The following is a 21399-nucleotide window of genomic DNA, read 5'->3' as shown; positions in this document are numbered from 1 at the left end:
AGCCTGGACGCATTCATTCCAGCGGGTGGTTTGGTCGAAACCCTCACCAGCCTGCGGAGAACCGATACCAGTCGCCAGATACGTGGCTGAGTTCGATTGATTCGGATTGCGCTCGAAATGTGTCCGTAGGGCCGCCGGGCAGGTAGACGACTCCGACTTCGTCCATGAATCCGCCGTCGGTGTAGAAGAGGCCTCCGGAATCGCTTATCGCGACCACTTGACGAATGGCATAAACGCCAGCCCGGTTGTCTGCTCCTGAGGGTTGACACGTCGCCGCAAGTTCCGTCAAACGGTTCTTCGACAGCGCAAACCCGACATGAAACGGGACGGAGAAGACAACCAGCACGGCAGTCATGACGACAAGTACCGGCGCGATGAGGCTGCGGCGGACCGTTCCGTATCGCAGCCATCCGACAACTGCGAAGACCAGCCAAGCTATGCCGATGACCACCAACGCCCAGAAGGCGAATACGACGTAGATGAGAGTCGTGACAGGAGCCATCGCAGCCCATAAGACAACCGCACACGTAACAGCGGCGAGGATTCCTAGCACCGGCCCCTGCCAGATCCGCCACCACCGAGGCACAGGCCGTTTGAGCTGCGCGAGTTCGGTCACCAGAGGACCGTATCGGAGAATTGTGCAGAACTTGTGAAGGTATCCGGATGGTGGTCAATCACAAACGCAGCCTGTCACTTCCGGTCGGTCACTAGGCGGTGTCCATGGAGTTGGGCGGCAACGTCGATGGGCTTGGGGCGAACCGGCGAGCCCATACTTCGCGCACAGCAACGGCAATCAGCACTATGCCCATGGTCGCGAGCGTGTCGAGGCTGACGCTCTGCAGGACACCGGGAGTGGCGAGCAACAGCAATCCCAGCGCCACGCACGGCGCTGCAACAGTCACCATCCCTGGTAAAACCTGCCGAACTGAAATCGCCTCAACCGTAGCGGCGATGAGCACCACCATTAACGCCACCACCGACACAATCTCGGGATCAACTCCCGGGTCGTGCACTGTCCCAGCAAAATCGACAATCACCACGGGAGCGTCAGTGGACGGGATATCAATCCACCCTGCCCCGTGCAGCACCGGGACGAACGGGACGTAACGGTCTACGCCCGTCCAGGTGATGCCGCCGGCAAACAATGTAGCTACGACGAAGATCCACCACGCGCAGTGGCCGAGGATGCGAGCGGGCGAAAAGGCACGGTGCCGGGTCATGGCCACAAGTGTTTCAGGGCAGGTGATCTCTCGATGTGGTCGGTCAAACGGCTTACCTCGTTGCTCGCTGAGGTAGGCGCTAAGCAGCTCGCCTTCTTCCGTACCGACCGCTAGGGAGACCCTGCGCCGACATAAATACATTCTCGGCTCAGATCCGTTGTTTAGCAGCTCTTCTGAGCGGCCATACCGGTGACGGCATGGTCGATGTCGTATGCGAGGAGGTGGTGGTTGAGTGCGATGGCTGCGCGTGAGCCAGCGCTGGCGGCGTTGATGAGTTGGGCGGGGGAGTCGTTGACGTTGCCGGCAGCCCACACTCCGGGGATGTTCGTGAGTCCGGTGCTGTCGGTGGTCGGGAAGCCGGAGTCATCGTGTGCGCAGCCGAGTGAGTGCAGTAGGTCGGCTGCTGGGGTGAAGCGGGGGCCGATGAAGACGGTTGAACGGCGAACCCTCTCACCGTTGGCGAGGATGACGTCGAGTCCGTCGCCTGTCCCAAGGACCTCGTTGACCTGACCTTCGACGATGCGGATGCCGCGGGCGGCCAAGCGTTGGTGTTCGATCGGGTCGATGGTGATGGTGTTGGGAAAGAACACGACGTCGTGGGACCACTGCCGAACCAGCGCCGCCTGGTGCATGCTGAATGGCCGGTTATCGCCGCCCACAACGCCAAGTGCTGTACCGCGCACCTCGTAGCCGTGGCAATACGGGCAGTGCACCACTTGCTTTCCCCAATGCTCCTGTATCCCAGCAATGTTCGGGAGCTCGTCGCGCAACCCTGTGGCGATCAGGACAGCACGGGCTTCGACGGTCGAACCGTCGTCGAGCCTCGCCATGAAGCGCTGGGGGCCTTCTATTGTCAGCGCGGTGACACAGCCTTGGCGGATCTCGCCCCCGACCTCGAGTACTTCGGACCGGCCGATGTCGAGCAGCTGACCGGGGTTCATTCCGTCGCGGGTCAGGTAGCCATGGAGGTGTTCGCTGGGCGCGTTACGTGGTCGGTCGGCGTCTACGACCATGACCCGCCGGCACGCTCGCGCGAGCACCAGGGCGGCGCTCAAACCGGCAGTCCCTCCCCCAACAATCAGGACGTCATGCTTCATACCGAACCTTTCGCTGGAGTCAGGCTGGGGACTTACCGGAACCAGCCTGGCGAAGCTACCATTATTGTTAACTGGTTAACAACTGCGTCAGGTGGGCATGGTGGACGAGACGTTGCGGTCGCAGACCGTTCGAGCGTGGAAAGAGCACCGTCCGGATCTTGACACGTCCGCGATGGAGATCGTTGCACTGATCAATGCGATCACCGCTGCGCTCGATCGTGCCGTCGAGCAGGCGTACGAGGGCAGTGGCCTGACCTCTGCTGACATGGGATTACTTGTGCCGCTTCGCTACAGCGTCGAATCAGTGACTGCCGCCCGACTTGCTGAGCGCCTCAGCATGTCACGAGCGGGCGTGAGCAAAACGCTGACCCGCCTCGAAAAGCGGGGCATCCTCGAGCGCCGACCACACCCCACTGACCGGCGCTCGGCAACTGTGCAACTCACCAAACACGGCTCAAAGCTCGTCGACGAACTGTTCCCGCGCGAGCTCCACGCCCACGGCGAACTGCTGTCAAAACTCGGACTTGACCGTGACCGAATCGTCGAATCGCTCACCACCCTGACAGCAACCGTGCACAACGCACGTGGTGGTTGAAACCACCCCTGCCAGCGGGTTGTCAACCTTCCTTGACACAATCTTTATTAGCGACCATCTCCGCGGCGTGCGAGTGTGGAGGCATGCATACCGTCGGCCGCACCCGGGTCAATTCGGCCCATCTTGTTGCCCTAGTGATTGGTCTCGGCGGCGTCGCATTCGGTCTGTTCTGGGGCATTACTCACGCAGGCGAGCCCGAGATTTTTTCACCGACACTGATCGGTTTCGTAGGGGCCGCACTGGCGCTCAACAGCGGTTGGCGATTGGTGACCAAACGTCGTCGAAACGGATGAAAAGCTCGGGCGCCCATTGTTATTGCTCGGAATTGCCGATCCCTCTCACCAGTGACGAAACATAGCCCAGGCTTACACGGGGGCGCACTCGCGGATCCGTGTAAGCGCCGCATGGGTGACGTGAGGCTGGCGTCTTTAGGGCATCGTCAGTACATCCAGGACGCGTTGGCCATCGGTATCCGTGGCAAATCCGAGCTCGGCCAGTACTGGTGCGGTGAGAGTGGTGGTGATGAGCCGCGCGCCGGCGTCGGCGGCGTCGTGGATGGCGTGGAACGCTGCCCGGCGGATGCTGCGGGTAGGGGTGGTGGGGAGTGCGTCGAGGATGTTCAGTGATGCGACACCTGGGGTGTCGGTCCAGGCGATGACCGCGTGGGCCGCGAGCGCGTATGGCTTCTCGCGAATGTCGAGCTCGTGGTGCCATGCGATGAGTTGATCGGCCCGAAACTTGGTGGTGGCGTTCATGGCCAGGTTCTCGCCGTGCGGGATGGACACCAGTCCTTGGTTGTCCACTCGGGGCCGAAGCCGTCCACCGGGGCTGTAGCCGTCGCGCGCGGGCTCGTGGCGGCGGCCGAGGTGGATGACGTCGTTGATGCGGGTGCGCTGGGCCCATCGCACCCAGCCGGTGCCGAGTTCTTCCATCCAGAACAGAGCCTGATAGGACGCCCAGGCGGCGGGGGTGTTGGCCGGTGATCGGAGGTCCGCCTCAGTCTGGGGCAGCTTGGTGGTGATGGCGAAGGTGTTCGGGTTTCGTGTCCACTTGAAGTGCAGTTGCACGTCTTGTGGGGTGGCGATGAGACGCTCGGGGCACAGTCTGGTGTCGATGGCGCCCCGTATTCGGAACAGTTGGTAGGCGTGCTCGACGGCGTCGCGGGCCACCGGAGTGAGTTGGTCAAGGTCCTCGCCGGTGAGTTGTATTCGCCATGTCCCGTCGGGGTTCGTTCGGAGGTCGCGAACCAATTCAGCGTCTGTGAACGGCCCGGACTCGGCGAGCGGTCTGATCAGTTGGGTGTTGTGCGTTGATGGTTCGAGTTTGCGGGGTAGTTGCTGGCTGGTGTGACTGAGGCGTTGCCATCGGAAGTTGTCTGGCGCGAGGATGTTGCGGCCGCGCCGGTCGATGAAGGACGCGAAGATCTTTTGGTGCCGGTGCACCGGGGTGCGATCACGTCTGGGTTGGACGTTGGTGTGGAGGTGGTAGGCGTAGTCGGCTAGGTCGTCGCCGATGAGGACTCGGAGCCATGCTTCTGCTTCGGCGTCTGGAATAAGAGTGCTCGCGCTGTCGCGGGTTGCCTCGGTGGAGGTCAGTCCCGCGGGGAAGGGATAGATGGTCACAGTTACCGCCTGGGGTCCTGAACCGGCCGCAAATGAGCCGTAGTCGGCGACGTGGTGAACGGCTATTTTGAGCTTGAGTTGGGTGTCCGGAACCGTAACTGACGACCCTTGCACGCGGATCGTGTTAAGGAGGTTCAACGGCAACAGAGTACGAGCACCAATCTGGAGTGCAATCTGTCCAACGAGGTCTGAGACGGTCGGAATCTGGTTCCGCGGTGCGGGGTTAGACGCAGACATTCTTTCGACGTGGCGACGAGTTCATGATCGGCAGCCTACGCCGCCGGCGAAAACCCCGCCACAGACCAGAAGCCGGTTGCCTGGCTTATTCTCTGTGGTCATCCCAGTCGTAGGGATGCATCCACCCCGCCTCTAAACGGTCGTCGTAGTGGCGGAGGTCGTCATTGTCGGGCAAGGTGACCCGACCGAGGAGGAAGGTGGAGTCGGTGAATGTGGTCGGTGTGGACCCGCTGATCGAGGGTATGCGTTCGGCCAGTGCGAATGTGCCCGCCGACCCCGCAGGCTGGCCGAGGTCCAATCCGATCTGTTGCATCATTGTGAACCAGATCCCGTCCCGGTCAGCGCCGTGACGATCGTCGGGATGGTGGGGATCAAATCCGAACATCAGAGTTCGGTCGTTCCAGTAACTGAACCGAGCACGGTCGTCGCTGCTGCGCCAGTTCGAGACGATCATTCGTCCCGGTGACAGGGGGCCGATCAAACGGCGCGTATCGCCGATGTTGCCACCTACTTCGACCATCAGGGTCCAGCCGGCCCAGTCGGCCAGATCAGCCACACCGACCACAAGCTGGCGACCACCCTGCTCGGCCCGCAGCCGCGCGGAGGTTTCGGCGAGTTCAGCGATGCCGTGAGAGAGGCCGCAGGGCTCAGCACGCAGTCCCGCAAGCACCTCCGATGCCGGCAGATCGCGAAAGAGGGTGATGCAGTAGCCGGCGTTTTCCCACCAGCCGAATTGTTCGGTCCACCAACCGAAATCGTCTTTGGTGACCAACTCCCCGCCGCGCGCCTGAACGGTCTCGCCCCGGCGGTAGTAATCCTCGCGGAAGCGGCGTTGCTCATCGGAGAGGTCCTCGACGCCCGCCTCGCGAATGTAGCCGGGGGAATCGGCCACCGGTGTGATCGTGCCGCTGGCAGGCTGCGGGTAGGGCACCGGGGGCGGGGTTCCGTACCCAGGCTGGTGCCACTGTTGGGCCGGGCGCGGCCGATCGCTGCCGGCGGGCCACAGTCGCACTCTCCACTGGTCGCCAGGCTGAGTCGACCCAGGCCACCCGTAGTTCACAAATCCACGGCCACTGACCTCCGCAAGGTAACGGCCAGGAGGAACGACGCAAGAGGCTTCGCCCATCGTCGGCGACACATACATCAGTTCCGCGCCGGCGATGCGCAGCAGGTTCTCGCTCACCTGCTGCCAGGCATCCCGGTCCTCCGGCGGCCGCTCGTCCCAGACCTGCACCTCGATGATCATGTCGAAGTTGTTTTGGTGCGGACTCGAAATCAGAACGCTGCGTCCATCACTCGCGCTGGGAGGATGCGCCTGCGCGCGGCGCAGCAACTCGATGTCGTTGGCCGGCGGATCACCACCATCACACAACACGAAATACCCATAATCCATCGACACCGACAAGGTCTGGACCATCAACTGCTCCCCCACAAGACCACGCTAGCGAACCGCACCTGACGCCGCTGAAGAACACGCACGTGCGTGGGTAGCCACGACTGTGGGTTTGACCCACGACATCGCTGCCCGCGCAGCATCTCTGACCTCAAACGCGAGCGGCCCCAAGCGCCTGTCCGTGCTTTCGAGCGAGCTGCTCGGCTTCGCTACGAAGCGTTGCGGCGAGATTCGTGAACTCATCGAGCGCCGGGTTCTCACCGACGAGGGTGAACGCGGTTTCGACGATCTCGAGGTCCAGGCTCCAGACATCGGCGAGGATGCGACCCATCCAACCGGTCGCGTGGTCCCAGCCCTCGCGTGGTGTCCCGGCTGCGTAGTTGCCACCTTGGACCGTCACGAGGACGGCAGGCCTGCCCGCGAGAACCGGGGCGGCTGCCGGACTGAAGCGCGGGTCGGTCATGACGGTGTCTACCCAGGTCTTGAAGTGTTGGGACACTCCGAAGTTGTACAGCGGCACAGCGAACAGCAGAGCGTCGGCGGCGATGAGCTCATCAGCCAGTTCGGCCGCGACACCGAGCGCTTCGCGTTGCTCGGGCGACTGCTGATCCTCAGGGGTGTAGCCGGCGAAGGCAGCTGTAGCCCAGGTCGTCGCGGGGATCGGCTCGGTGCCGACGTGGCGCCGGACGATCCGGTCGTCGGGATGCCCCGCCTTCCACTCCTGCTCGACGATGTCGGCAATTGCGCGGCTGTGTGATCCTTCGACTCGGATGCTGGCGTCGAGACGGAAGAGGGTCATGGGGTTCTCCTTGGGTGAGCTGGCAACTTGAACGTGCAAGTTGAACCATACGCGTCATTGTTGAACATTCAAGTTGGTTAGAATGGTCGCGTGACCGACACCCCGGATACGCAGGATGACGTGTGGCTATCCCCCGATCAACAGCGCGACTGGGCATCCCTCGTCGCAGTGCTGATGACCCTGCCCGGCAAGCTCGACACGCAGTTGAAACAGGTCGCCGGAATCAACTTCTACGAGTACAGCGTGATGGTGTCATTGTCGAACGCACCCGGACACGTCAGCGTGATGAGCGATCTGGCCATGGAAGCCAAGGGGTCACTGTCCCGGCTGTCGCACGCCGTCTCACGTCTCGAGGCTGCCGGCTGGGTGGAGCGCCGGTCGTGCGGCGGCGCCGGCCGACGAACCGAAGTGCTCATGACCGAGACGGGCTGGCAAGAGCTCCAGCGTATTGCGCCCACGCACGTAGAGGAGGTACGGCGGCTCGTCGTCGACGCCATGGACGCCGCCCAGCTCGAACAGCTGGGCTCGGCCGCCCGCTTGATCGTTGCTGCAGCCGACCCCGCGCTCGCCGACGTCCTGGCGTCAGCGAATGTTCGTAGCGACGAGACGCAGAACTAACAAGTGCCGCTTGCACGATTGCGTTGTAACCGGAACCCCGACCTGAAACACAATCCATGGGCGAATGGGTAAGGTCTGACGTCGCCGACCGCCGACAGCATCCGTGGGCCTCAACGCTGGCGCTTGAGCATGGCCCAACCCACGGAAGAATCAGTCTTATCGTCGTAATCGATTGTGCTTCAACGAAATTAATCATCAGTGACGCACTGAAGTCCGATACCCGATTCGCGTATGGCAGCATGCAGGAATGGCTGATGTATTAATCGCGGAGCCCAGTGTGGTTGCCTGGCCTGCTGTTACATATAGAACGGGCCACCCAAACGCCTCTCGGCGGCGACGACATCAAGGTGCTGTTGCCCAAGCAGCATATGGATGGTGTCACTGCTGGCGCCGATACCGGCCCAATGAGGATCAGTGTCAGAAGCTACACACCAAGCGTGGTCTGCGGGCCATATAAACGCCGCCGGCCACCAGTCGACTCCACCTTGGGCGGTTTCCAAATTTCCGACGTCTGAGAGCGGGCCGTGGAACAGGTAGTAGGCACGGTTAGGTATGCGCATCTGAGGACCGCCCCGCAGCGGCTCGAGGTCGCCGTGTCCGTCCCACAGCGCGAAGAAGCAATCCTGTGGAGTTGCAGTCACTGTCGCAAGCAGTCTGCACAATCTCTGCTCGACGAGGGATTCGTCAGTTTGGGTCGTCGGGCCGTAACGCACGTCGCTTGCACGTTGGCCCTTGAATGCAGGATCAGGCATGAACCGCAGCCGAGCGTGAGCCTCGAACTCTGGCGGGCCGAAAAGGGCCGTACTGTTCTACGAATCGACGTTGCCAGTGATCCAGTTGGCCGGTGACACGTCGGAACACAGCTTGAGAGCCATGCGATCATCCCAGCACAGCCACTTAGCGTTTGACGAGGCGGTTTCTTGCGGTTTCATACACTGCGAGACGCGAGTACGGAGCGCAGCTGCACTTCCGGGGTGGACGAAGCGTCGATAGTCGACATGAGCGTGGATCAAACCCGTTCAGCACCAAGTGTTGTAGTGAGAAGGAAGGAATCGACTATGTTTAGTAGTAACTCTGAGTCCTCAGCCCCCTATGTCGAAATGCCCCTACAGTTGCCTCAATAAGGCTGAGGCATGTTGACCGAAGATAGTGCACGCTGGGTGGAGCATTTGGTCGGCGGGTGTAGGGTTGCTCTGCGAACTTCCTGGCGAGCTCCTTGGTGGAGTGGGTCTTGATACGGGCCTTCTCCTACAGCTTCCAGCCCAAAGTGTGTGCCAGGTCGATAATCTCGCGGTCGATGACGGGACGGTCATCCGGTTCGGACTGCCACCGTCCCGTCATCTCACCGACAGCGTAGATCGCGTCGATGAGCGGTCCTCCGCCACCAACGTCATCGCCGCCGTAACTCCCTGCGTTGCTGTTCCAGATGTGTCCGCCAACCACGGGGTGGACAAAGCCGTCTCCGATACGTGCCGACCACATGCGGCTACAGAGACGGCGCCCCGCGGCCGCCAGCCCATCCCCAAGGTCGCCGCCAAGGTTCAGATACAGCTCCGCGCGAAGCCGAGCCTCTTCGTCGGGTAGATCTATAGCCCCGGCGACCTGCCGACCAAGCTGCCATCGAGAAACGATGCGGCCGACGTGTTCGGTGACCGCCGGCGGAACAAGAGGCACCGGACTGCCGAGGGCGGTCTGATCTGACCGGTACGCCGCCTTGAATCCGATGCAGGCATACGAGAACGAGTTCGCAGCGCCTTCGTCCATCGCCCAAAGGGTGGCTTCAAAAATGAAGTTGTCGAACTGGTCCCTGCGTATCGGCACGCACCTACGCAGAGTTTCGACGTCGGCGAGACCGCCTGGCCGCCGGAACCATTCGAGGACCTTCCCTTCAACCTCCCAGATATACATCCCGGCAAGCGTAACGGCCGGCACAAAGAACTCCTACACCCTCGCGCAGCGTTTGAGCGCCCCACCAAACCCATCGGTCAGGCGTCGGGCCTTCGTCCGACACCCGCGACCCTCATTCACGCCGGGCAATGTTGCACGGCACCGGAATTGTGTGACATCTCCGCTGACCAGTGAAATCCCGCGCCCAACACCATGATGTCTGCTGATGGAACGACCGCACCGACAACTCCAGTGTCAGTACGTAGTGGCTCGCCAGTCAGGTCTATTCTCCGACCTTCACTGTTGAGCACATACAGCTCGAACCGTTGGCCGTTTGCCACGGAGTAACGGAGCTGGATCGCCTCCGTCTCGTCAGCGCTTACGCCCGTGAACACAAACACCGTGCCACCAAACGGTGGGATCGGACTCGACAAAGTCCACGTCACCCTGGTCGCGACTCCGTCTCCCCCTTCTCCGACCTCAATGTCTGCTCGCTTCAGGTGAAAGTCGTCGACGCCGACGGTGGGGCCTGCACACGACGATTTCGCCCCCCGCACAACGACATTGCCAGCCACATCAGGGCGCTTCACGTTCGACGGATCGTCGAGGTCAGCGACGTCAAATGGATCTTGGCCAAACTGGACGGACAATGTCTCATTGGGCGGCCGGTCGGGCGAACAGGCCGATACCGCTCCAACGACTGCAATCGCCGCAGCAGCATACACCACCGAGACCCGTCGTCTACTCATCCCGACACCCCCACTAGATCCCGCCACTTCCGAGACCCTCCCACGCGCGTACGCCTACCGCCAGTGGTGTCAGGCACGGCCCAGGTTGGTGCCGGGCCGGGTGAGGACGATGCCGGGAAGAACCGCGTACTACGACAACTCGTGACCCCGACGCCATGGTGGCGGCGTCATCGGCGGTGATCATTTTCGCAGCAGGGATCGCGGTCCACGAAAACATGTCGATGTTGGCTCAGCCTGATCTGCTGGACTCCCCTTCAGGTCTGTCGTCCGGGGCTGAGTTGGCTCCTGCCAGATAGTGACCCTGGACGGCGGTAACGCCGCCCGCAAGATGGCCGATAACTCGATTGCGTATCTCAAACTTAATGTTGTCTTTCGCAAGCTAACGAAGGAGCGGTCGTGTCCAACTCACAACCCCCATACGACCCCAACAATCCGCAGTACGTGCACCCGTCTGGCGGCTACCCCTATCCCCAAGGTAGCTATCCGGGAGGCTCCGCTCCGGGGTACTACCAACAGGCGCCCCCTCCCAAAAAACGAAAAATATGGCCCTGGATCCTTCTCGGTGTGTTCGTGCTGCTGTTCGGTGGATGTGTTGCTGCCCTAGCAGGTTTGAGTAGTAATGATGAAGCCACTGTGACATCTGGCGGTAGCGCAGGCAGCAAACCGGCCGAGAGTGGGCTGACGTTTCCGGGCAAACAATCCGGTGACACCGCGGCCAATGCCGGGGATGCGGTCACGCTCGAAGATGTCACCACCACCACGACCCCCCTATTTGACACCAGCACCTTTGGTTCGAATTACCTGTGCACCACAGTGACGATCCGAAACGCGGGAAAAGACCAAGCCAGCTTTAACGTCTTCGATTGGAAATTGCAGGATCCAAACGGAGCAATACGGAACTCTTCGTTCGTAGGAAGCGAAACCCCGCTGAACTCTGGTCAAGTCGCTCCTGGCGGAACCGCCTCAGGCGATGTGTGCTTCGACAATCCTCCTGGCTCTCCCCCAGGCCAGTACGTTGTGCTCTACGACGTGACCTTCATCTTCACTGCGGACCGCATCGGATGGATCAACCAGCGTTAGTCGGCCGCCCGATGACGAGGAGCCATGGCTCTGAGCGGTGACAGTGGTTCTAGCGACGCAAGTCAGGCACGACCCAGGTTGGTGCCGGGCCGGGTGAGGACGATGCCGGGAAGCACCGCGTACCGCGACAACTCGGTGACCGCGAACGCCATGGTGGCCACGTCGTCCGCGGTGATCATCTCCGCAGCCGGGATCGCGGTCCACGAGGACATGTCGGTGTTGACGTAGCCGGGCGAGATGGTGGTCGCCGAGACGCCCTTCTCGGATTCCTCGAGGTTGAACGTTTCGCACAGTGAGATCAGCGCCGCCTTCGTGGCACCGTATGCGGACAGCTCAGGCTCAGGGTGTACGCCGGTGATCGATGCAATGGCAACCACTTTCGCGGCCCCAGCAGTCTCGGCGGTACTGCGCAGAGTCGGCAGCAACGCCTGGAGCAACACGTACGCCGAGCGGACGTTGACCTGGTACAGCTTGTCGAATCGGCGAACCGGCAGTTCACCAATCGGCCCCTTCTGCCCCATCCCGGCGTTGAGGACCAACGCGTCGACCCTGTCGAAATGGTCGAGGTGACCAGTCGCCAGCGCCTGCAACTGCTCCTCGTCAGACATGTCGGCGGTGACCACCTCCACACGCACGCCGTGTTCGGCGGAAAGGCGGCCGGCCAAGTCCTGCAATGGTTCCAGGCTGCGGGCACTGATCGTCAGATCCCAGCCTGCCGCGGCGAATCGGGTCGCGATCGCCGCGCCGATACCGCGCGAGGCGCCGGTCACCAACGCCACCTTGCGTTCTGCGCCATTTGTCACGTGTATGCCCCTCTAGTTCTTTCCCTTGATGGCGCGCAGTCCCGCCGCCATGAACTCGCCGGTCGCGGCCGCTGCATTCTCGGCTCCCCGGCCCGACGACGATCCACTAAGTGCGCGGTGGGTGATGCCCTCGCCGATCACTCCGAGTTTGAAGTTGGCGAGCGCGAGATAGAAGTTCCAACCGGACAATTCACGACCCGATGCCACTGCATACCGCTGGGCGATGTCGTCCGGCGAGGGGTACCGATCACTTGTCCACGCCGCCTTCATCCCCAGGACGGCGTCGAATATCGGTTCCCGGTACGTGCACATCAGTGCGACGTCGGTCAGCGGGTCACCCAGCGTCGACATCTCCCAGTCGACAACGGCTTTCACAATGCCAGGATCACCGGCGTCGAGGATGGTGTTGTCGACGCGGAAGTCGCCGTGCACGATCGAGTTGCTGGTCTGCGCAGGGATCGACTCCATAAGTGCGGCATGCAAAGTCGCGACATCGTCGAGTTCGCGGGTCTTCACGTGTTCCCACTGGCGGGCCCACAACTTCACCTGTCGTCCGACAAAACCGTCGGGGCGGCCGAACTCACCCAGCCCGACAGACTGATAGTCCACGGCATGCAGGTCTGCAAGCGCCTCGACGAGTCCGGTGACGTTACGTTCCACAGCTGCGTCGTCGAGAGCGTCGAGCTCATCGGCGCTGCGCACCACGAGGCCGTCGACGAACTCGACCACGGTGAGCGGCGCACCGAGGGCGGTCCCCTCTTTGTCGAATGCGACGGTGCGCGCCACCGGCACCGGCGTGTCCTGCAGTGCGCGGGTGACGGTCCACTCACGGTTCATGTCGTGGGCAGAAGGTGTCAGTCCGCCCGTCGGGGGACGGCGCACCACCCAGTGCAAATTGTCATCGCGCGCAGTGAACGTGAGATTCGAGCGGCCACCGCTGATGAGCTCCACCACCAGCTCGCCGGATACCGGCACACCGCTGTCGACCAGGAAGGCGCGTAGGGCCGGGACGTCCATGCCCGGTAGTTCGGTCACGACGGGGTTCCGTTCGCGGCGGCAGCGGCTGCCGCCTTCTTCGCCTTGCCCACGGCCCGTTTGGCCAGCGCCCAGCGATGGACCTCGGATGGGCCGTCGTAGATCTGGAACGGCCGCAGCTCACGCTGCAGACGCGCCAAGGGAAGCTCGTCGGATACACCTTGGCCGCCGCACATCTGGATCGCGCGGTCGACGACCCTCGAAAATGCCTCAGCCGCAAATGTTTTTGCGATCGACGTCTCGTCGCCCGCATGCTGACCCTGGTCGAGGGCGTAGCAGGCCTTGACCAGCAACGCCCGCGCAGCAGCCAGATCAATCTCGTTGTCGGCCACCATCTGCTGGATCATCCCCAGATCGCCGAGCTTGCCGCCGAAGGCTTCCCGGCGGGCGACGTAGTCGAGCGCGACGTCCTGGGCACGATTGGCGCTGCCCATCCAGCGCATGACGTGGGTCATACGTGCTGGGCCGAGCCGCACCTGTGCATAGCGGTAACCCTCGTCGACCTCGCCCAGTACGTCCTCGTCCGGTACGAACACGTCGCGGAATGCCACCTCGCAGTGGCCGCCGATCATCGCGCGATCGATGGTGTTGATGTGGCGTCCCACCGTGATGCCGGGGGTGTCGGCCGGCGCGAGGAACATCGTCGCGCCGCCGCGGTCACCGGGGGATCCCGCAGTCCGCGCCATGATGATGAAGAAGCCGGCTCCGTCGGCGCCGGTGATGAACCACTTGTCGCCGTTGATCTTCCAGCCCCCGTCGACCTTGGTGGCCGCAGTGCGCAGTGCTGCCGGATCTGCACCGGCTCCCGGTGCGGGCTCGGTCATCGCGAAGGCCGACCGCACGTCACCGCGGGCCAGGGGAGCCAGGTACTTCTCTTTCTGGTCCGCGCCGGCGATGTGCGCGAGCATGTGCACGTTGCCCTCGTCGGGCGCTCCGATGTGAAGCGCGATCGGACCGAACACCGAATAACCGGCAGCCTCGAAGACCGGGGCGCGATCGGACATGTTGAGGCCGAGGCCGCCGTATTCGACGGGCGCGTGCGGCGCGAGCACACCGGCGTCGCGCGCCTGGTCACGCAGTTCCAGTCGACGCTTGTCGCCGCCGGCCGCTTTGATGTCACCGGCGAACTCGTCCTCGATCGGCATCACGTGGTCGCGGACGAAATCACGGGTTTTCGTGACCACGTCCTCGACGGCTGGATCGTAGGAAAGGCTGATCGCCATGTGCACCTCCTTGTGCCGCGCCGGCGAATCGGTAGTGCGATCCCGACCGAGCGCTCGTTCGGTAGTGGGCCCAGAATGTCACGCCCGGACTCGACGGTCAAGCCGGTCGGCGTCACGCCTCAAGGCTGATCCGGAAAGTACCCCACCATCCGTCTGGCGATCAGCAGATAGCGCGCAACGAGTTCGTCGGGACCGAGACGCCCCTGTGGCCGGTACCAGGTGGACACTCCCACACACATGGTGGTGACCGCCCGACCGGCGTCCTCTGGATTGGGGCAGCGGAAGTCACCCGACTCGACGCCGTCCATCACCAGCCTGTCGACCATCCGCTGCTGCCTGTCGCGCAGTTGGATGTAATCGGTGCGGAACGACGGGTCCAGGCTGCGGATTTCGGTGGAGCCCACAAACGCCTGGGCCCGCCGATACATGTGGAACCGCAGCAGGGACTCCACCACGGCGTCGTAGCGTTCGAGCGGCGTGGGACCGGCTTCGGCGAGCGCCGCCTCGGAACGACCGAGCAGATCACTCATCGTGAGCTCGAGCAAGCCCTTGAGAAGGGACTGCTTCGACGGGTAGTGGTGATAGAGCCCCGGCACACTCAGGCCTGCGCGTGCGGCGATGTCGCGGACCGAGGTGCCGTGATATCCGTGTTCGGCAAAGGCCGACAGCGCTGCCGCGAGCGGCGCAGGCAGATCTTCCTGGCCGTATTCGCGCCAACTGTCGCCGCCATGGTCTCGCGGCGTCGGCTCGGGCACGGTGTTCATGTCATCAACCTACTGTGCCGCTCCATCACGCTCACGCGAATACGCCGTCGGCCGATGGGCGTTTCGCTGCGGAAAGCCTCGCCGTGCCGCCGCGCCGACGCCAGACCGAAGTCGACGCCGGGCTCTGATCACGCGTCACCGCGACGGATCCGGCAGGCTGGGGATCATGCGAGCGACGCCAGACCCACCCATCGATCCGTCGTCGACGATCCCCGCCTCACCGGGTGACCGGCCGGGGATCAGCAGGTCCCTCGTGGTCTTGTTCGCCATCACGTGCGGCGTCTCGGTGTCGTCGCTCTACGTCCTGCAACCTGTACTCGAGGAGATCCGCCAGGACTTCGATGTCTCCACGTCGACTGCCGCACTGGTGGTGACGGCCGCTCAACTCGGGTACGCGGTCGGGTTGTTGTTCCTGGTCCCGCTGGGCGATCTGCTGAACCGGAAGTTGTTGGCGCCCAGCATGATGGTCGCCTCAGCGGTCGCCCTGTTGCTCTCGGGACTGGCTCCCGGTTTCGGGACCCTCTTCGTCGCATCGATCCTGGCCGGCGTGTGTGCGGCCACCGCCCAGATCGTGTTGCCGTGGTCCTCATCCCTTGCGGTGCCGTCAGATCGCGGACGCGTGGTCGGCATGGTGATGAGCGGGCTGCTGCTGGGCATCCTGCTGGCCCGCGTCGTCAGCGGGCTGATCGCCGAATTCGGAGGCTGGCGATCGGTGTTGTTCACAGGGTCGGCCCTGATGATCGTGCTGGCCGTGGTGGTCTACATCTCGGTGCCACCCGACGCGCCCCGTCCCCGGCAACCCTATGGCCAACTGCTGATCTCGGTGGCCCGGATCGTCCGTGCCGAGACGATGCTCCGGCAACGGATGCTGCTCGGGTTTCTCACGATGTTCGGGTTCAGCGCCATGTGGACCTCGATCGCGTTCCTGCTCTCGGGCAGTCGGGGCGAGCACTTCTCCTACTCGGAGGCCGCCATCGGACTGTTCGGACTTGCCGGGGTCGCCGGCGCCGCGGCTGCTCCGCTGTTCGGAAAGCTCGCCGACCGTGGGCATCTGCGGATGGCGACCACGGCCGCGTGGGTTGTCACCATCATCGGCTGGTTGTCGCTCGCGTGGCCCGGAACACCGTTGGCAGCGCTGGTGATCGGCCTCGTGGTGTTCGACTTCGGGGTTCAGGCTTCGCAGTTGGCGAATCAGTCCGCGATCTATTCGCTGGCGTCGGAGGAGCGCAGCCGCGTGACCACGGCGTACATGGTCACGTACTTCGCAGGCGCGGTGGCGGGTTCGGTCTCATCGGGCTACGCATACGGCGCCGGTGGCTGGATTGCCGTGTGCCTGAGCGGTATCGGGGTAGCTGTGGCCGGTCTGCTCGCCTGGCTGGTCTTCGACCGCTGGAACGAACACCGCGCCGGTCAATCGGTGCGCTGAGCGTTCTCGGGCAGCAGTTCGTAGATCGCACCGTACATCATCGTCACGCACAGTTCGATCAATTCGTCGGTAGGGCAATCGATTCGGCCGTCGATCCACGCGTTGAGCACCTGCCCGAGTCCGCCGACATAGAAGTGGGCCGCCCCCTGGGTGGTCGCGTCGTCGAATTGGGCTCCCGAGGTCTGGATGGTCAGCGCCGCGAACATCATGGCGGCGTCCATCCGTTTGGTGGCCAGGGTTCCGCTGAGGAGTGTCTGCGAGAACAGCACCCTGCCCTTGCGACGATCGGTGTCGATGAGCCGAACGATGGCGCCCACTGCGGAACGGATCTGCTCGCGCGGAGACTGACCGCCGGATGTCACTGCAGTCTGGGCGGCCTCGGCTATGTCGAAGACGACGGCGTCGTACGTGGTACCCACCAACTGGTCCACGTCTTCGAAACTCTCGTAGAAGTATCTCGCGGTCAGTCCGGCCTGCCGGCACACCCCGCGCACACTGATCGCCACCCCGTCGGCCGAGCCGAGGATCTCGAGCGCAGCTTCGATCAGCGCTGCCCGGCGACGTTTGACCCGGTCAGCTCCATTCTCGCCGCCATATGGGCGCAAAGGATCTGCCATGGGCCTCATCTTTCCACCTTCGGTTAACGACGATTGACTTTCGGTCCGATCGCCGCTTCAATACGAAAGAGATAACGGTTGTTATCAGAAGCAACCTTGGAGGCCGACAATGACGTCTGGAACCGTTGACGGAACGGCTGCCCTGTCCATCGACATGCCGCAGCCCATCCGCACCCGAAATCGCGCAGAGACCGACAGCGCGCCCGGAGACCTGTTGGATATGCCGGGCATCTCTGCTCTCGCCGGGGCGGCGAATGTGATCATGCAGCTCGCACTGCCCGCGGTCGGATACGGCGTCGCGGAGAGCAAGGTCGACACCGGCAACCTGTTCAAGCACCCCATCAAGCGCGGCCGCACCACGCTGTCGTATCTCGCGGTCGCGGTGAACGGCACCCCGGAAGACCGCAAGGCGTACCGCAAAGCCGTCGGCCACTCACACGCGCAGGTGCGGTCCACCGAGTCGAGCCCGGTCGAGTACAACGCCTTCGATCCCAGCCTGCAGTTGTGGGTTGCCGCCTGCCTCTACAAGGGCTGGGAAGACATGCAGATTCTCTACGGCGACCCGTCGGCGATCACCGAAGAGGCATACCAGCAGGGCGCTCTCATGGGCACCACGCTGCAGATGCCACGCGACATGTGGCCGGCCACACGCGCCGACTTCCAGGAGTACTGGGATGGGACGGTCGCGCAGCTCGAGATCGACGACACCATCCGGGAACTGCTGATCAGCATCGCGAAGTTCGAGTTCCTGCCCAAACCGGTGTCCATGCTGATCGGCGACTTCGGCCTGTTCCTCACCGCAGGGTTCCTGCCACCCGAGTTCCGCGAGAAGATGGGCCTTCAGTGGACTCCGCGGCAACAGCAACTCTTCGACCTGCACAATCGCATCGTCCGGTCCGTGGTGACGCGACTGCCCGAACCGATGCGCGCATTCCCGTTCAACGCCTACCTGTGGGACGTCCGCCGCCGGATCCGGACCGGCCGAAAACTCATCTAGTCGAGTCGCACCTTCTTCAACACCGCCGGCGACAAGTCGGCGGTGTTGGTGTTCCCGGACAGTCCCAGCGTCAGGTCAAGTTCGGCGATGATGTTGGCGACCACATCTCGCGCACCTGTCGACCCGGCCAGCGCAAGTCCGTACATGTGCGGACGGCCGATACACACCGCGTCCGCGCCCAAGGCCAACGCCTTGAAGACGTCGGCGCCTCCGCGGATCCCCGAATCCAGCAACACCTTCGCCTTGCCGTCAACTGCGGCGACCACGTCGGTGAGCGCTTCGACCGACCCGATGGATCCGTCGATCTGCCGGCCGCCGTGGTTGGAAACCAAGATGCCGTCCACCCCGGCACCGACGGCCTGACGCGCGTCGTCGGGGTGCAGGATTCCTTTCAAGACGATCGGCAGCGACGTCCGCTCGCGCAGCCCGGCGATGTCCGTCCAGTTGAGCGAGGGACGCGAGTAGGTCTCCAGGAAGGTCTGCACAGACTCCCTGGGCACGGGCGAGCGAAGGTTGGCCAGCACATTGCCGGGGGTGTTCTTCGCCATCGACACCAGGGACTTGATTGCGCCAACCGTCACCTGGGGCTTGGGACCGGGTACGGCCGCAGCAATACGAGCTCGCACCATATCGATGAAGCGGGGATCAGAGGTGTACTGGTCGATGCCCATCCCCTGCGCGAACGGCAGCGAGCCCAGGTTCAGGTCCTGCGGCCGCCAACCCAGCATGGTGGTGTCGAGCGTGACCACGATGGCCGCCGCACCGCATCTCTCGGCGCGCTGCAGGAAGCTGTCCACCAGTTGCTCGTCGCTCGACCAGTACAGCTGGTACCAGCGGGGCGCCCCGGGCGACACCTCATCCATCGCCGCGGCAGTGCTCTCCATCGGCGCGCTGGCCTGGCTGGAGAAGATGTACGGGACACCGAGCTCGGCGGCGGCTCGGCCGATGTGGACGTCGGCCTGCGGAAAGACCAGGCCGCCCGCACCCACCGGGGAGAACAGGATCGGTGCCGGCAACTGCTGGCCGAACAGCTCGGTGGACAGACTCCGCACCGAGACGTCGCGGAGCATCCTGGGGACGATCGCCCAGCTGTCGAGGGCGCGGCGGTTGGCACGCATCGTGCTGCCTTCACCCGCTCCACCGGCGACATAGGCCCACGCCTTGGCCGACATTTTGCGCTTGGCAGCGCGTTCCAGATCGTCGAAATTGGTGGGCACCTTCGGCTTTCGACCGAAGACGCCGTCGGTGTAGATCTGGTTCTGTCGAGCCCGGCCGGAAAGATCGGACGCCGGTCGCGTGTTGCTGCTCATCGGCCCACCGTAGCGGGCCAGATGAGCGACGATGGTGACTTGAGTTGCCTCACATTCGGCAGCCGACGGAACAGCACGGTCACCCTCGGCTGTTGACGAAGAGGACCGCAACAATTCTCGACGAGGAGATACATGACCAACGGCACCCGCATCGTCCTGGCAGAACGCCCACACGGCGAACCCAAGGATTCCGACTTCCGATTCGAAGAGTTCGATCTCGCCGAACCGGGGCCGGGCGAGGTGGCGCTGGAAACCCTGTATCTGTCGCTGGATCCCTACATGCGTGGCCGGATGAGTGCGGCCAAGTCGTACGCCCCACCGGTCGAGATCGGCGACACCATGGTGGGCGCCACGGTCTCACGCGTCCTCACCTCGACCGTCGACGACTTCGCGCCCGGCGATGTGGTGCTCGGGTACGCCGGCTGGCGCACCCACTCGATTGAGCAGGCGAAATACCTCCGCAAGCTCGATCCGGAGGCCATCTCACCGTCCACCGCGCTCGGCGTTCTGGGCATGCCCGGCTTCACCGCATACGCAGGGCTGCTGACCATCGGAAAGCCGCAGCCGGGCGAGACGGTGGTGGTGGCCGCAGCTGCCGGCCCGGTCGGGTCAGCGGTTGGGCAGATCGCCAAGCTCAAGGGCGCTCGCGCGGTCGGGATCGCCGGCGGACCAGACAAGGTGGCCTACCTCAAGGACGAGCTCGGTTTCGACGCAGCCATCGATCACCGTGCCGACGACTTCAAAGACCAGCTCGCAGCCGTGACCCCCGATGGCATTGATGTGTACTTCGAGAACGTGGGCGGCGCGGTCTTCAACGCGGTTCTGCCCCGGATGAACCTGTACGGACGCATCCCCGTGTGCGGCCTGGTCGCCAACTACAACCTGACGTCGGCCCCTGAAGGCCCGGACCGGTCCGGCGCGTTGATGGGCGCCGTGCTCACCCAGAGCCTGACCATCCGCGGGTTCATCCAGACCGAGTTCGCAGCCGAGCAGATGCCTCGCTTCCTCGAGGAGGCCACACAGTGGGTGGCCGATGGCTCGCTGAAGTACCGCGAAGACATCACCGACGGCCTCGACAACGTGCCCGAGGCATTCCGCGGCCTGCTCAGCGGTCGCAACTTCGGCAAGGCGCTGGTGCGAGTAGCCGAGTGAGAGTAGGGCTCGAACAGCCCTATCGGTGTTGACGCTGGTTTAGGGTCGGTCATGACCAGACTGCAGATCGTCGTGCTGCTCTTCCCGAACGTCACGCAGCTGGACATGACCGGCCCCGCCCAGGTTTTCTCACACTTCCCCGACACCGACGTGCACTTGGCGTGGCACAACCTCAAGCCGGTGACAACCGATTGTGGTTGGAGCATCGTTCCGACCATCACACTTGACCAGGCTCCGCAGGCCGACCTGCTGTTCGTCCCTGGCGGGCGGGGAGCGTTCGAGTTGTTCGAAGATGCTGTTGCACTTGACTTCCTACGCACACAGGCTGCCGGCGCTCGATGGGTGACCTCGGTGTGCACCGGCTCGTTCACCCTCGCGGCAGCCGGTCTACTGGCGGGAAAGAAGGCGACAAGCCATTGGGCGTCGATGTCGATGCTCAGCGAGTTCGGATGCGAACCCGTCGGTCAGCGAGTTGTCCAGGACGGCAACGTGATCACCGGAGCCGGCGTCACCTCCGGAATGGACTTCGCTTTGACGGTCGCCGCAAACATCTTCGGCGAGGATGTGGCACGCCGCATCCAGCTGATGATCGAGTACGACCCTGCACCGCCTTTCGACGCGGGCTCGCCGAGTACTGCTGACCCGGTAGTTGTCGACGCCATGAAACATGAGATGCAGGCCGATCGTCTGCCGTTGATTGCGAAGGTGCTTGGGCGCGAGTCGCTTTGATACACCAGGACCCGAGGGAGAGGTTCATCCAAACAGATGACTATCG

Annotated in this window: 22 protein-coding genes; 8 read left to right on the top strand and 14 right to left on the bottom strand. The window is 63.4% G+C overall.

Features of this window, described 5'->3' with window-relative positions:
- Positions 1–43: 43 nt before the first annotated feature.
- The 3 genes from KXR83_RS19480 to KXR83_RS19470 form a co-directional block, all read right to left on the bottom strand.
- Entirely contained in the window at positions 44–616 is a 573-nt protein-coding gene (locus KXR83_RS19480) for a hypothetical protein (RefSeq protein WP_437426226.1), read from the bottom strand.
- Between the two features lie 91 nt (positions 617–707).
- Positions 708–1220, bottom strand: coding sequence for a hypothetical protein (locus KXR83_RS19475; protein WP_437426225.1), 513 nt, complete (start codon positions 1218–1220; stop codon positions 708–710).
- A gap of 161 nt (positions 1221–1381) precedes the next feature.
- Entirely contained in the window at positions 1382–2317 is a 936-nt protein-coding gene (locus KXR83_RS19470; protein ID WP_437426224.1) for an NAD(P)/FAD-dependent oxidoreductase, read from the bottom strand.
- Positions 2318–2414: 97 nt separating this feature from the next.
- Between KXR83_RS19470 and KXR83_RS19465 the strand changes: the two genes are divergently transcribed.
- Together KXR83_RS19465 and KXR83_RS19460 are read left to right on the top strand one after the other, a co-directional pair.
- The gene (locus KXR83_RS19465; protein ID WP_437426223.1) at positions 2415–2912 is read left to right on the top strand and encodes a MarR family winged helix-turn-helix transcriptional regulator; all 498 of its coding nucleotides are present in this window, start codon (positions 2415–2417) and stop codon (positions 2910–2912) included.
- Positions 2913–2995: 83 nt separating this feature from the next.
- Complete coding sequence (locus tag KXR83_RS19460; RefSeq protein ID WP_437426222.1) at positions 2996–3205, top strand: hypothetical protein; 210 nt, start codon at positions 2996–2998, stop codon at positions 3203–3205.
- Positions 3206–3340: 135 nt separating this feature from the next.
- Here KXR83_RS19460 and KXR83_RS19455 read toward each other — a convergent pair whose 3' ends face one another.
- From KXR83_RS19455 to KXR83_RS19445, 3 genes are all read right to left on the bottom strand, one after another.
- Entirely contained in the window at positions 3341–4534 is a 1194-nt protein-coding gene (locus KXR83_RS19455) for a hypothetical protein (RefSeq protein WP_437426221.1), read from the bottom strand.
- A gap of 322 nt (positions 4535–4856) precedes the next feature.
- Positions 4857–6203 carry a DUF6461 domain-containing protein gene (locus tag KXR83_RS19450; protein WP_437426220.1) on the bottom strand — a complete coding sequence of 449 codons (1347 nt, stop codon included), beginning with the start codon at positions 6201–6203 and terminating at the stop codon, positions 4857–4859.
- A gap of 112 nt (positions 6204–6315) precedes the next feature.
- On the bottom strand, positions 6316–6963 hold the full coding sequence (locus KXR83_RS19445; protein WP_437426219.1) for an FMN-dependent NADH-azoreductase: 648 nt from the start codon (positions 6961–6963) through the stop codon (positions 6316–6318).
- 90 nt (positions 6964–7053) lie between these two features.
- Between KXR83_RS19445 and KXR83_RS19440 the strand changes: the two genes are divergently transcribed.
- Complete coding sequence (locus tag KXR83_RS19440) at positions 7054–7581, top strand: MarR family winged helix-turn-helix transcriptional regulator (RefSeq protein ID WP_437426218.1); 528 nt, start codon at positions 7054–7056, stop codon at positions 7579–7581.
- Between the two features lie 1248 nt (positions 7582–8829).
- On the opposite strand, the gene KXR83_RS19435 is transcribed toward KXR83_RS19440, so the two are convergent.
- Both KXR83_RS19435 and KXR83_RS19430 read right to left on the bottom strand, forming a co-directional pair.
- Positions 8830–9345 carry a hypothetical protein gene (locus KXR83_RS19435; protein ID WP_437426217.1) on the bottom strand — a complete coding sequence of 172 codons (516 nt, stop codon included), beginning with the start codon at positions 9343–9345 and terminating at the stop codon, positions 8830–8832.
- A 260-nt stretch (positions 9346–9605) separates the two neighbouring features.
- Complete coding sequence (locus tag KXR83_RS19430) at positions 9606–10217, bottom strand: hypothetical protein (RefSeq protein ID WP_437426216.1); 612 nt, start codon at positions 10215–10217, stop codon at positions 9606–9608.
- A gap of 396 nt (positions 10218–10613) precedes the next feature.
- Here KXR83_RS19430 and KXR83_RS19425 point away from each other — a divergent pair, with 396 nt between their 5' ends.
- Complete coding sequence (locus tag KXR83_RS19425) at positions 10614–11297, top strand: DUF4352 domain-containing protein (protein WP_437426215.1); 684 nt, start codon at positions 10614–10616, stop codon at positions 11295–11297.
- Between the two features lie 62 nt (positions 11298–11359).
- On the opposite strand, the gene KXR83_RS19420 is transcribed toward KXR83_RS19425, so the two are convergent.
- The 4 genes from KXR83_RS19420 to KXR83_RS19405 form a co-directional block, all read right to left on the bottom strand.
- Positions 11360–12100, bottom strand: coding sequence for an SDR family NAD(P)-dependent oxidoreductase (locus KXR83_RS19420; RefSeq protein WP_437426214.1), 741 nt, complete (start codon positions 12098–12100; stop codon positions 11360–11362).
- 12 nt (positions 12101–12112) lie between these two features.
- Complete coding sequence (locus KXR83_RS19415; RefSeq protein WP_437426386.1) at positions 12113–13117, bottom strand: phosphotransferase family protein; 1005 nt, start codon at positions 13115–13117, stop codon at positions 12113–12115.
- Between the two features lie 14 nt (positions 13118–13131).
- Positions 13132–14358, bottom strand: a complete 1227-nt coding sequence (locus tag KXR83_RS19410; protein WP_437426213.1) for an acyl-CoA dehydrogenase family protein — start codon at positions 14356–14358, stop codon at positions 13132–13134.
- Positions 14359–14477: 119 nt separating this feature from the next.
- Positions 14478–15122, bottom strand: a complete 645-nt coding sequence (locus tag KXR83_RS19405) for a TetR/AcrR family transcriptional regulator (RefSeq protein ID WP_023954281.1) — start codon at positions 15120–15122, stop codon at positions 14478–14480.
- A 166-nt stretch (positions 15123–15288) separates the two neighbouring features.
- Here KXR83_RS19405 and KXR83_RS19400 point away from each other — a divergent pair, with 166 nt between their 5' ends.
- The gene (locus KXR83_RS19400) at positions 15289–16548 is read left to right on the top strand and encodes an MFS transporter (protein WP_437426212.1); all 1260 of its coding nucleotides are present in this window, start codon (positions 15289–15291) and stop codon (positions 16546–16548) included.
- Here KXR83_RS19400 and KXR83_RS19395 read toward each other — a convergent pair.
- Positions 16533–17165, bottom strand: a complete 633-nt coding sequence (locus KXR83_RS19395; protein ID WP_437426211.1) for a TetR/AcrR family transcriptional regulator — start codon at positions 17163–17165, stop codon at positions 16533–16535. The two genes, KXR83_RS19400 and KXR83_RS19395, sit on opposite strands and share 16 nt — an antisense overlap.
- Positions 17166–17274: 109 nt before the next feature.
- Between KXR83_RS19395 and KXR83_RS19390 the strand changes: the two genes are divergently transcribed.
- Complete coding sequence (locus KXR83_RS19390; protein WP_437426210.1) at positions 17275–18162, top strand: oxygenase MpaB family protein; 888 nt, start codon at positions 17275–17277, stop codon at positions 18160–18162.
- On the opposite strand, the gene KXR83_RS19385 is transcribed toward KXR83_RS19390, so the two are convergent.
- Complete coding sequence (locus tag KXR83_RS19385; protein ID WP_437426209.1) at positions 18159–19472, bottom strand: alpha-hydroxy-acid oxidizing protein; 1314 nt, start codon at positions 19470–19472, stop codon at positions 18159–18161. The genes KXR83_RS19390 and KXR83_RS19385 overlap by 4 nt on opposite strands.
- A 132-nt stretch (positions 19473–19604) precedes the next feature.
- On the opposite strand from KXR83_RS19385, the gene KXR83_RS19380 reads away from it, so the two are divergent.
- Positions 19605–20624, top strand: a complete 1020-nt coding sequence (locus KXR83_RS19380; protein ID WP_437426208.1) for an NADP-dependent oxidoreductase — start codon at positions 19605–19607, stop codon at positions 20622–20624.
- Positions 20625–20675: 51 nt separating this feature from the next.
- Positions 20676–21353: a DJ-1/PfpI family protein gene (locus KXR83_RS19375; protein WP_437426207.1), complete on the top strand. Its 678-nt coding sequence runs from the start codon at positions 20676–20678 to the stop codon at positions 21351–21353.
- Positions 21354–21399 lie beyond the last annotated feature (46 nt).

Origin of the sequence: Williamsia muralis, assembly GCF_051487485.1 — a bacterium.
Lineage (GTDB): Bacteria > Actinomycetota > Actinomycetes > Mycobacteriales > Mycobacteriaceae > Williamsia > Williamsia muralis_B.
The sequence above is the reverse complement of the archived record's forward strand: the minus strand, read 5'-3'. Positions and strand labels throughout refer to the sequence as shown.

Bases quoted from the DNA above. Each gene is read 5' to 3' on its own strand.
- KXR83_RS19475 (WP_437426225.1), bottom strand. From the start codon at position 1,220: ATGACCCGGCACCGTGCCTTTTCGCCCGCTCGCATCCTCGGCCACTGC.
- KXR83_RS19470 (WP_437426224.1), bottom strand. From the start codon at position 2,317: ATGAAGCATGACGTCCTGATTGTTGGGGGAGGGACTGCCGGTTTGAGC.
- KXR83_RS19465 (WP_437426223.1), top strand. From the start codon at position 2,415: ATGGTGGACGAGACGTTGCGGTCGCAGACCGTTCGAGCGTGGAAAGAG.
- KXR83_RS19460 (WP_437426222.1), top strand. From the start codon at position 2,996: ATGCATACCGTCGGCCGCACCCGGGTCAATTCGGCCCATCTTGTTGCC.
- KXR83_RS19445 (WP_437426219.1), bottom strand. From the start codon at position 6,963: ATGACCCTCTTCCGTCTCGACGCCAGCATCCGAGTCGAAGGATCACAC.
- KXR83_RS19435 (WP_437426217.1), bottom strand. From the start codon at position 9,345: ATGGACGAAGGCGCTGCGAACTCGTTCTCGTATGCCTGCATCGGATTC.
- KXR83_RS19430 (WP_437426216.1), bottom strand. From the start codon at position 10,217: ATGAGTAGACGACGGGTCTCGGTGGTGTATGCTGCTGCGGCGATTGCA.
- KXR83_RS19415 (WP_437426386.1), bottom strand. From the start codon at position 13,117: ATGGACGTCCCGGCCCTACGCGCCTTCCTGGTCGACAGCGGTGTGCCG.
- KXR83_RS19410 (WP_437426213.1), bottom strand. From the start codon at position 14,358: ATGGCGATCAGCCTTTCCTACGATCCAGCCGTCGAGGACGTGGTCACG.
- KXR83_RS19405 (WP_023954281.1), bottom strand. From the start codon at position 15,122: ATGAACACCGTGCCCGAGCCGACGCCGCGAGACCATGGCGGCGACAGT.
- KXR83_RS19400 (WP_437426212.1), top strand. From the start codon at position 15,289: ATGCGAGCGACGCCAGACCCACCCATCGATCCGTCGTCGACGATCCCC.
- KXR83_RS19395 (WP_437426211.1), bottom strand. From the start codon at position 17,165: ATGGCAGATCCTTTGCGCCCATATGGCGGCGAGAATGGAGCTGACCGG.
- KXR83_RS19390 (WP_437426210.1), top strand. From the start codon at position 17,275: ATGACGTCTGGAACCGTTGACGGAACGGCTGCCCTGTCCATCGACATG.
- KXR83_RS19385 (WP_437426209.1), bottom strand. From the start codon at position 19,472: ATGAGCAGCAACACGCGACCGGCGTCCGATCTTTCCGGCCGGGCTCGA.
- KXR83_RS19380 (WP_437426208.1), top strand. From the start codon at position 19,605: ATGACCAACGGCACCCGCATCGTCCTGGCAGAACGCCCACACGGCGAA.
- KXR83_RS19375 (WP_437426207.1), top strand. From the start codon at position 20,676: ATGACCAGACTGCAGATCGTCGTGCTGCTCTTCCCGAACGTCACGCAG.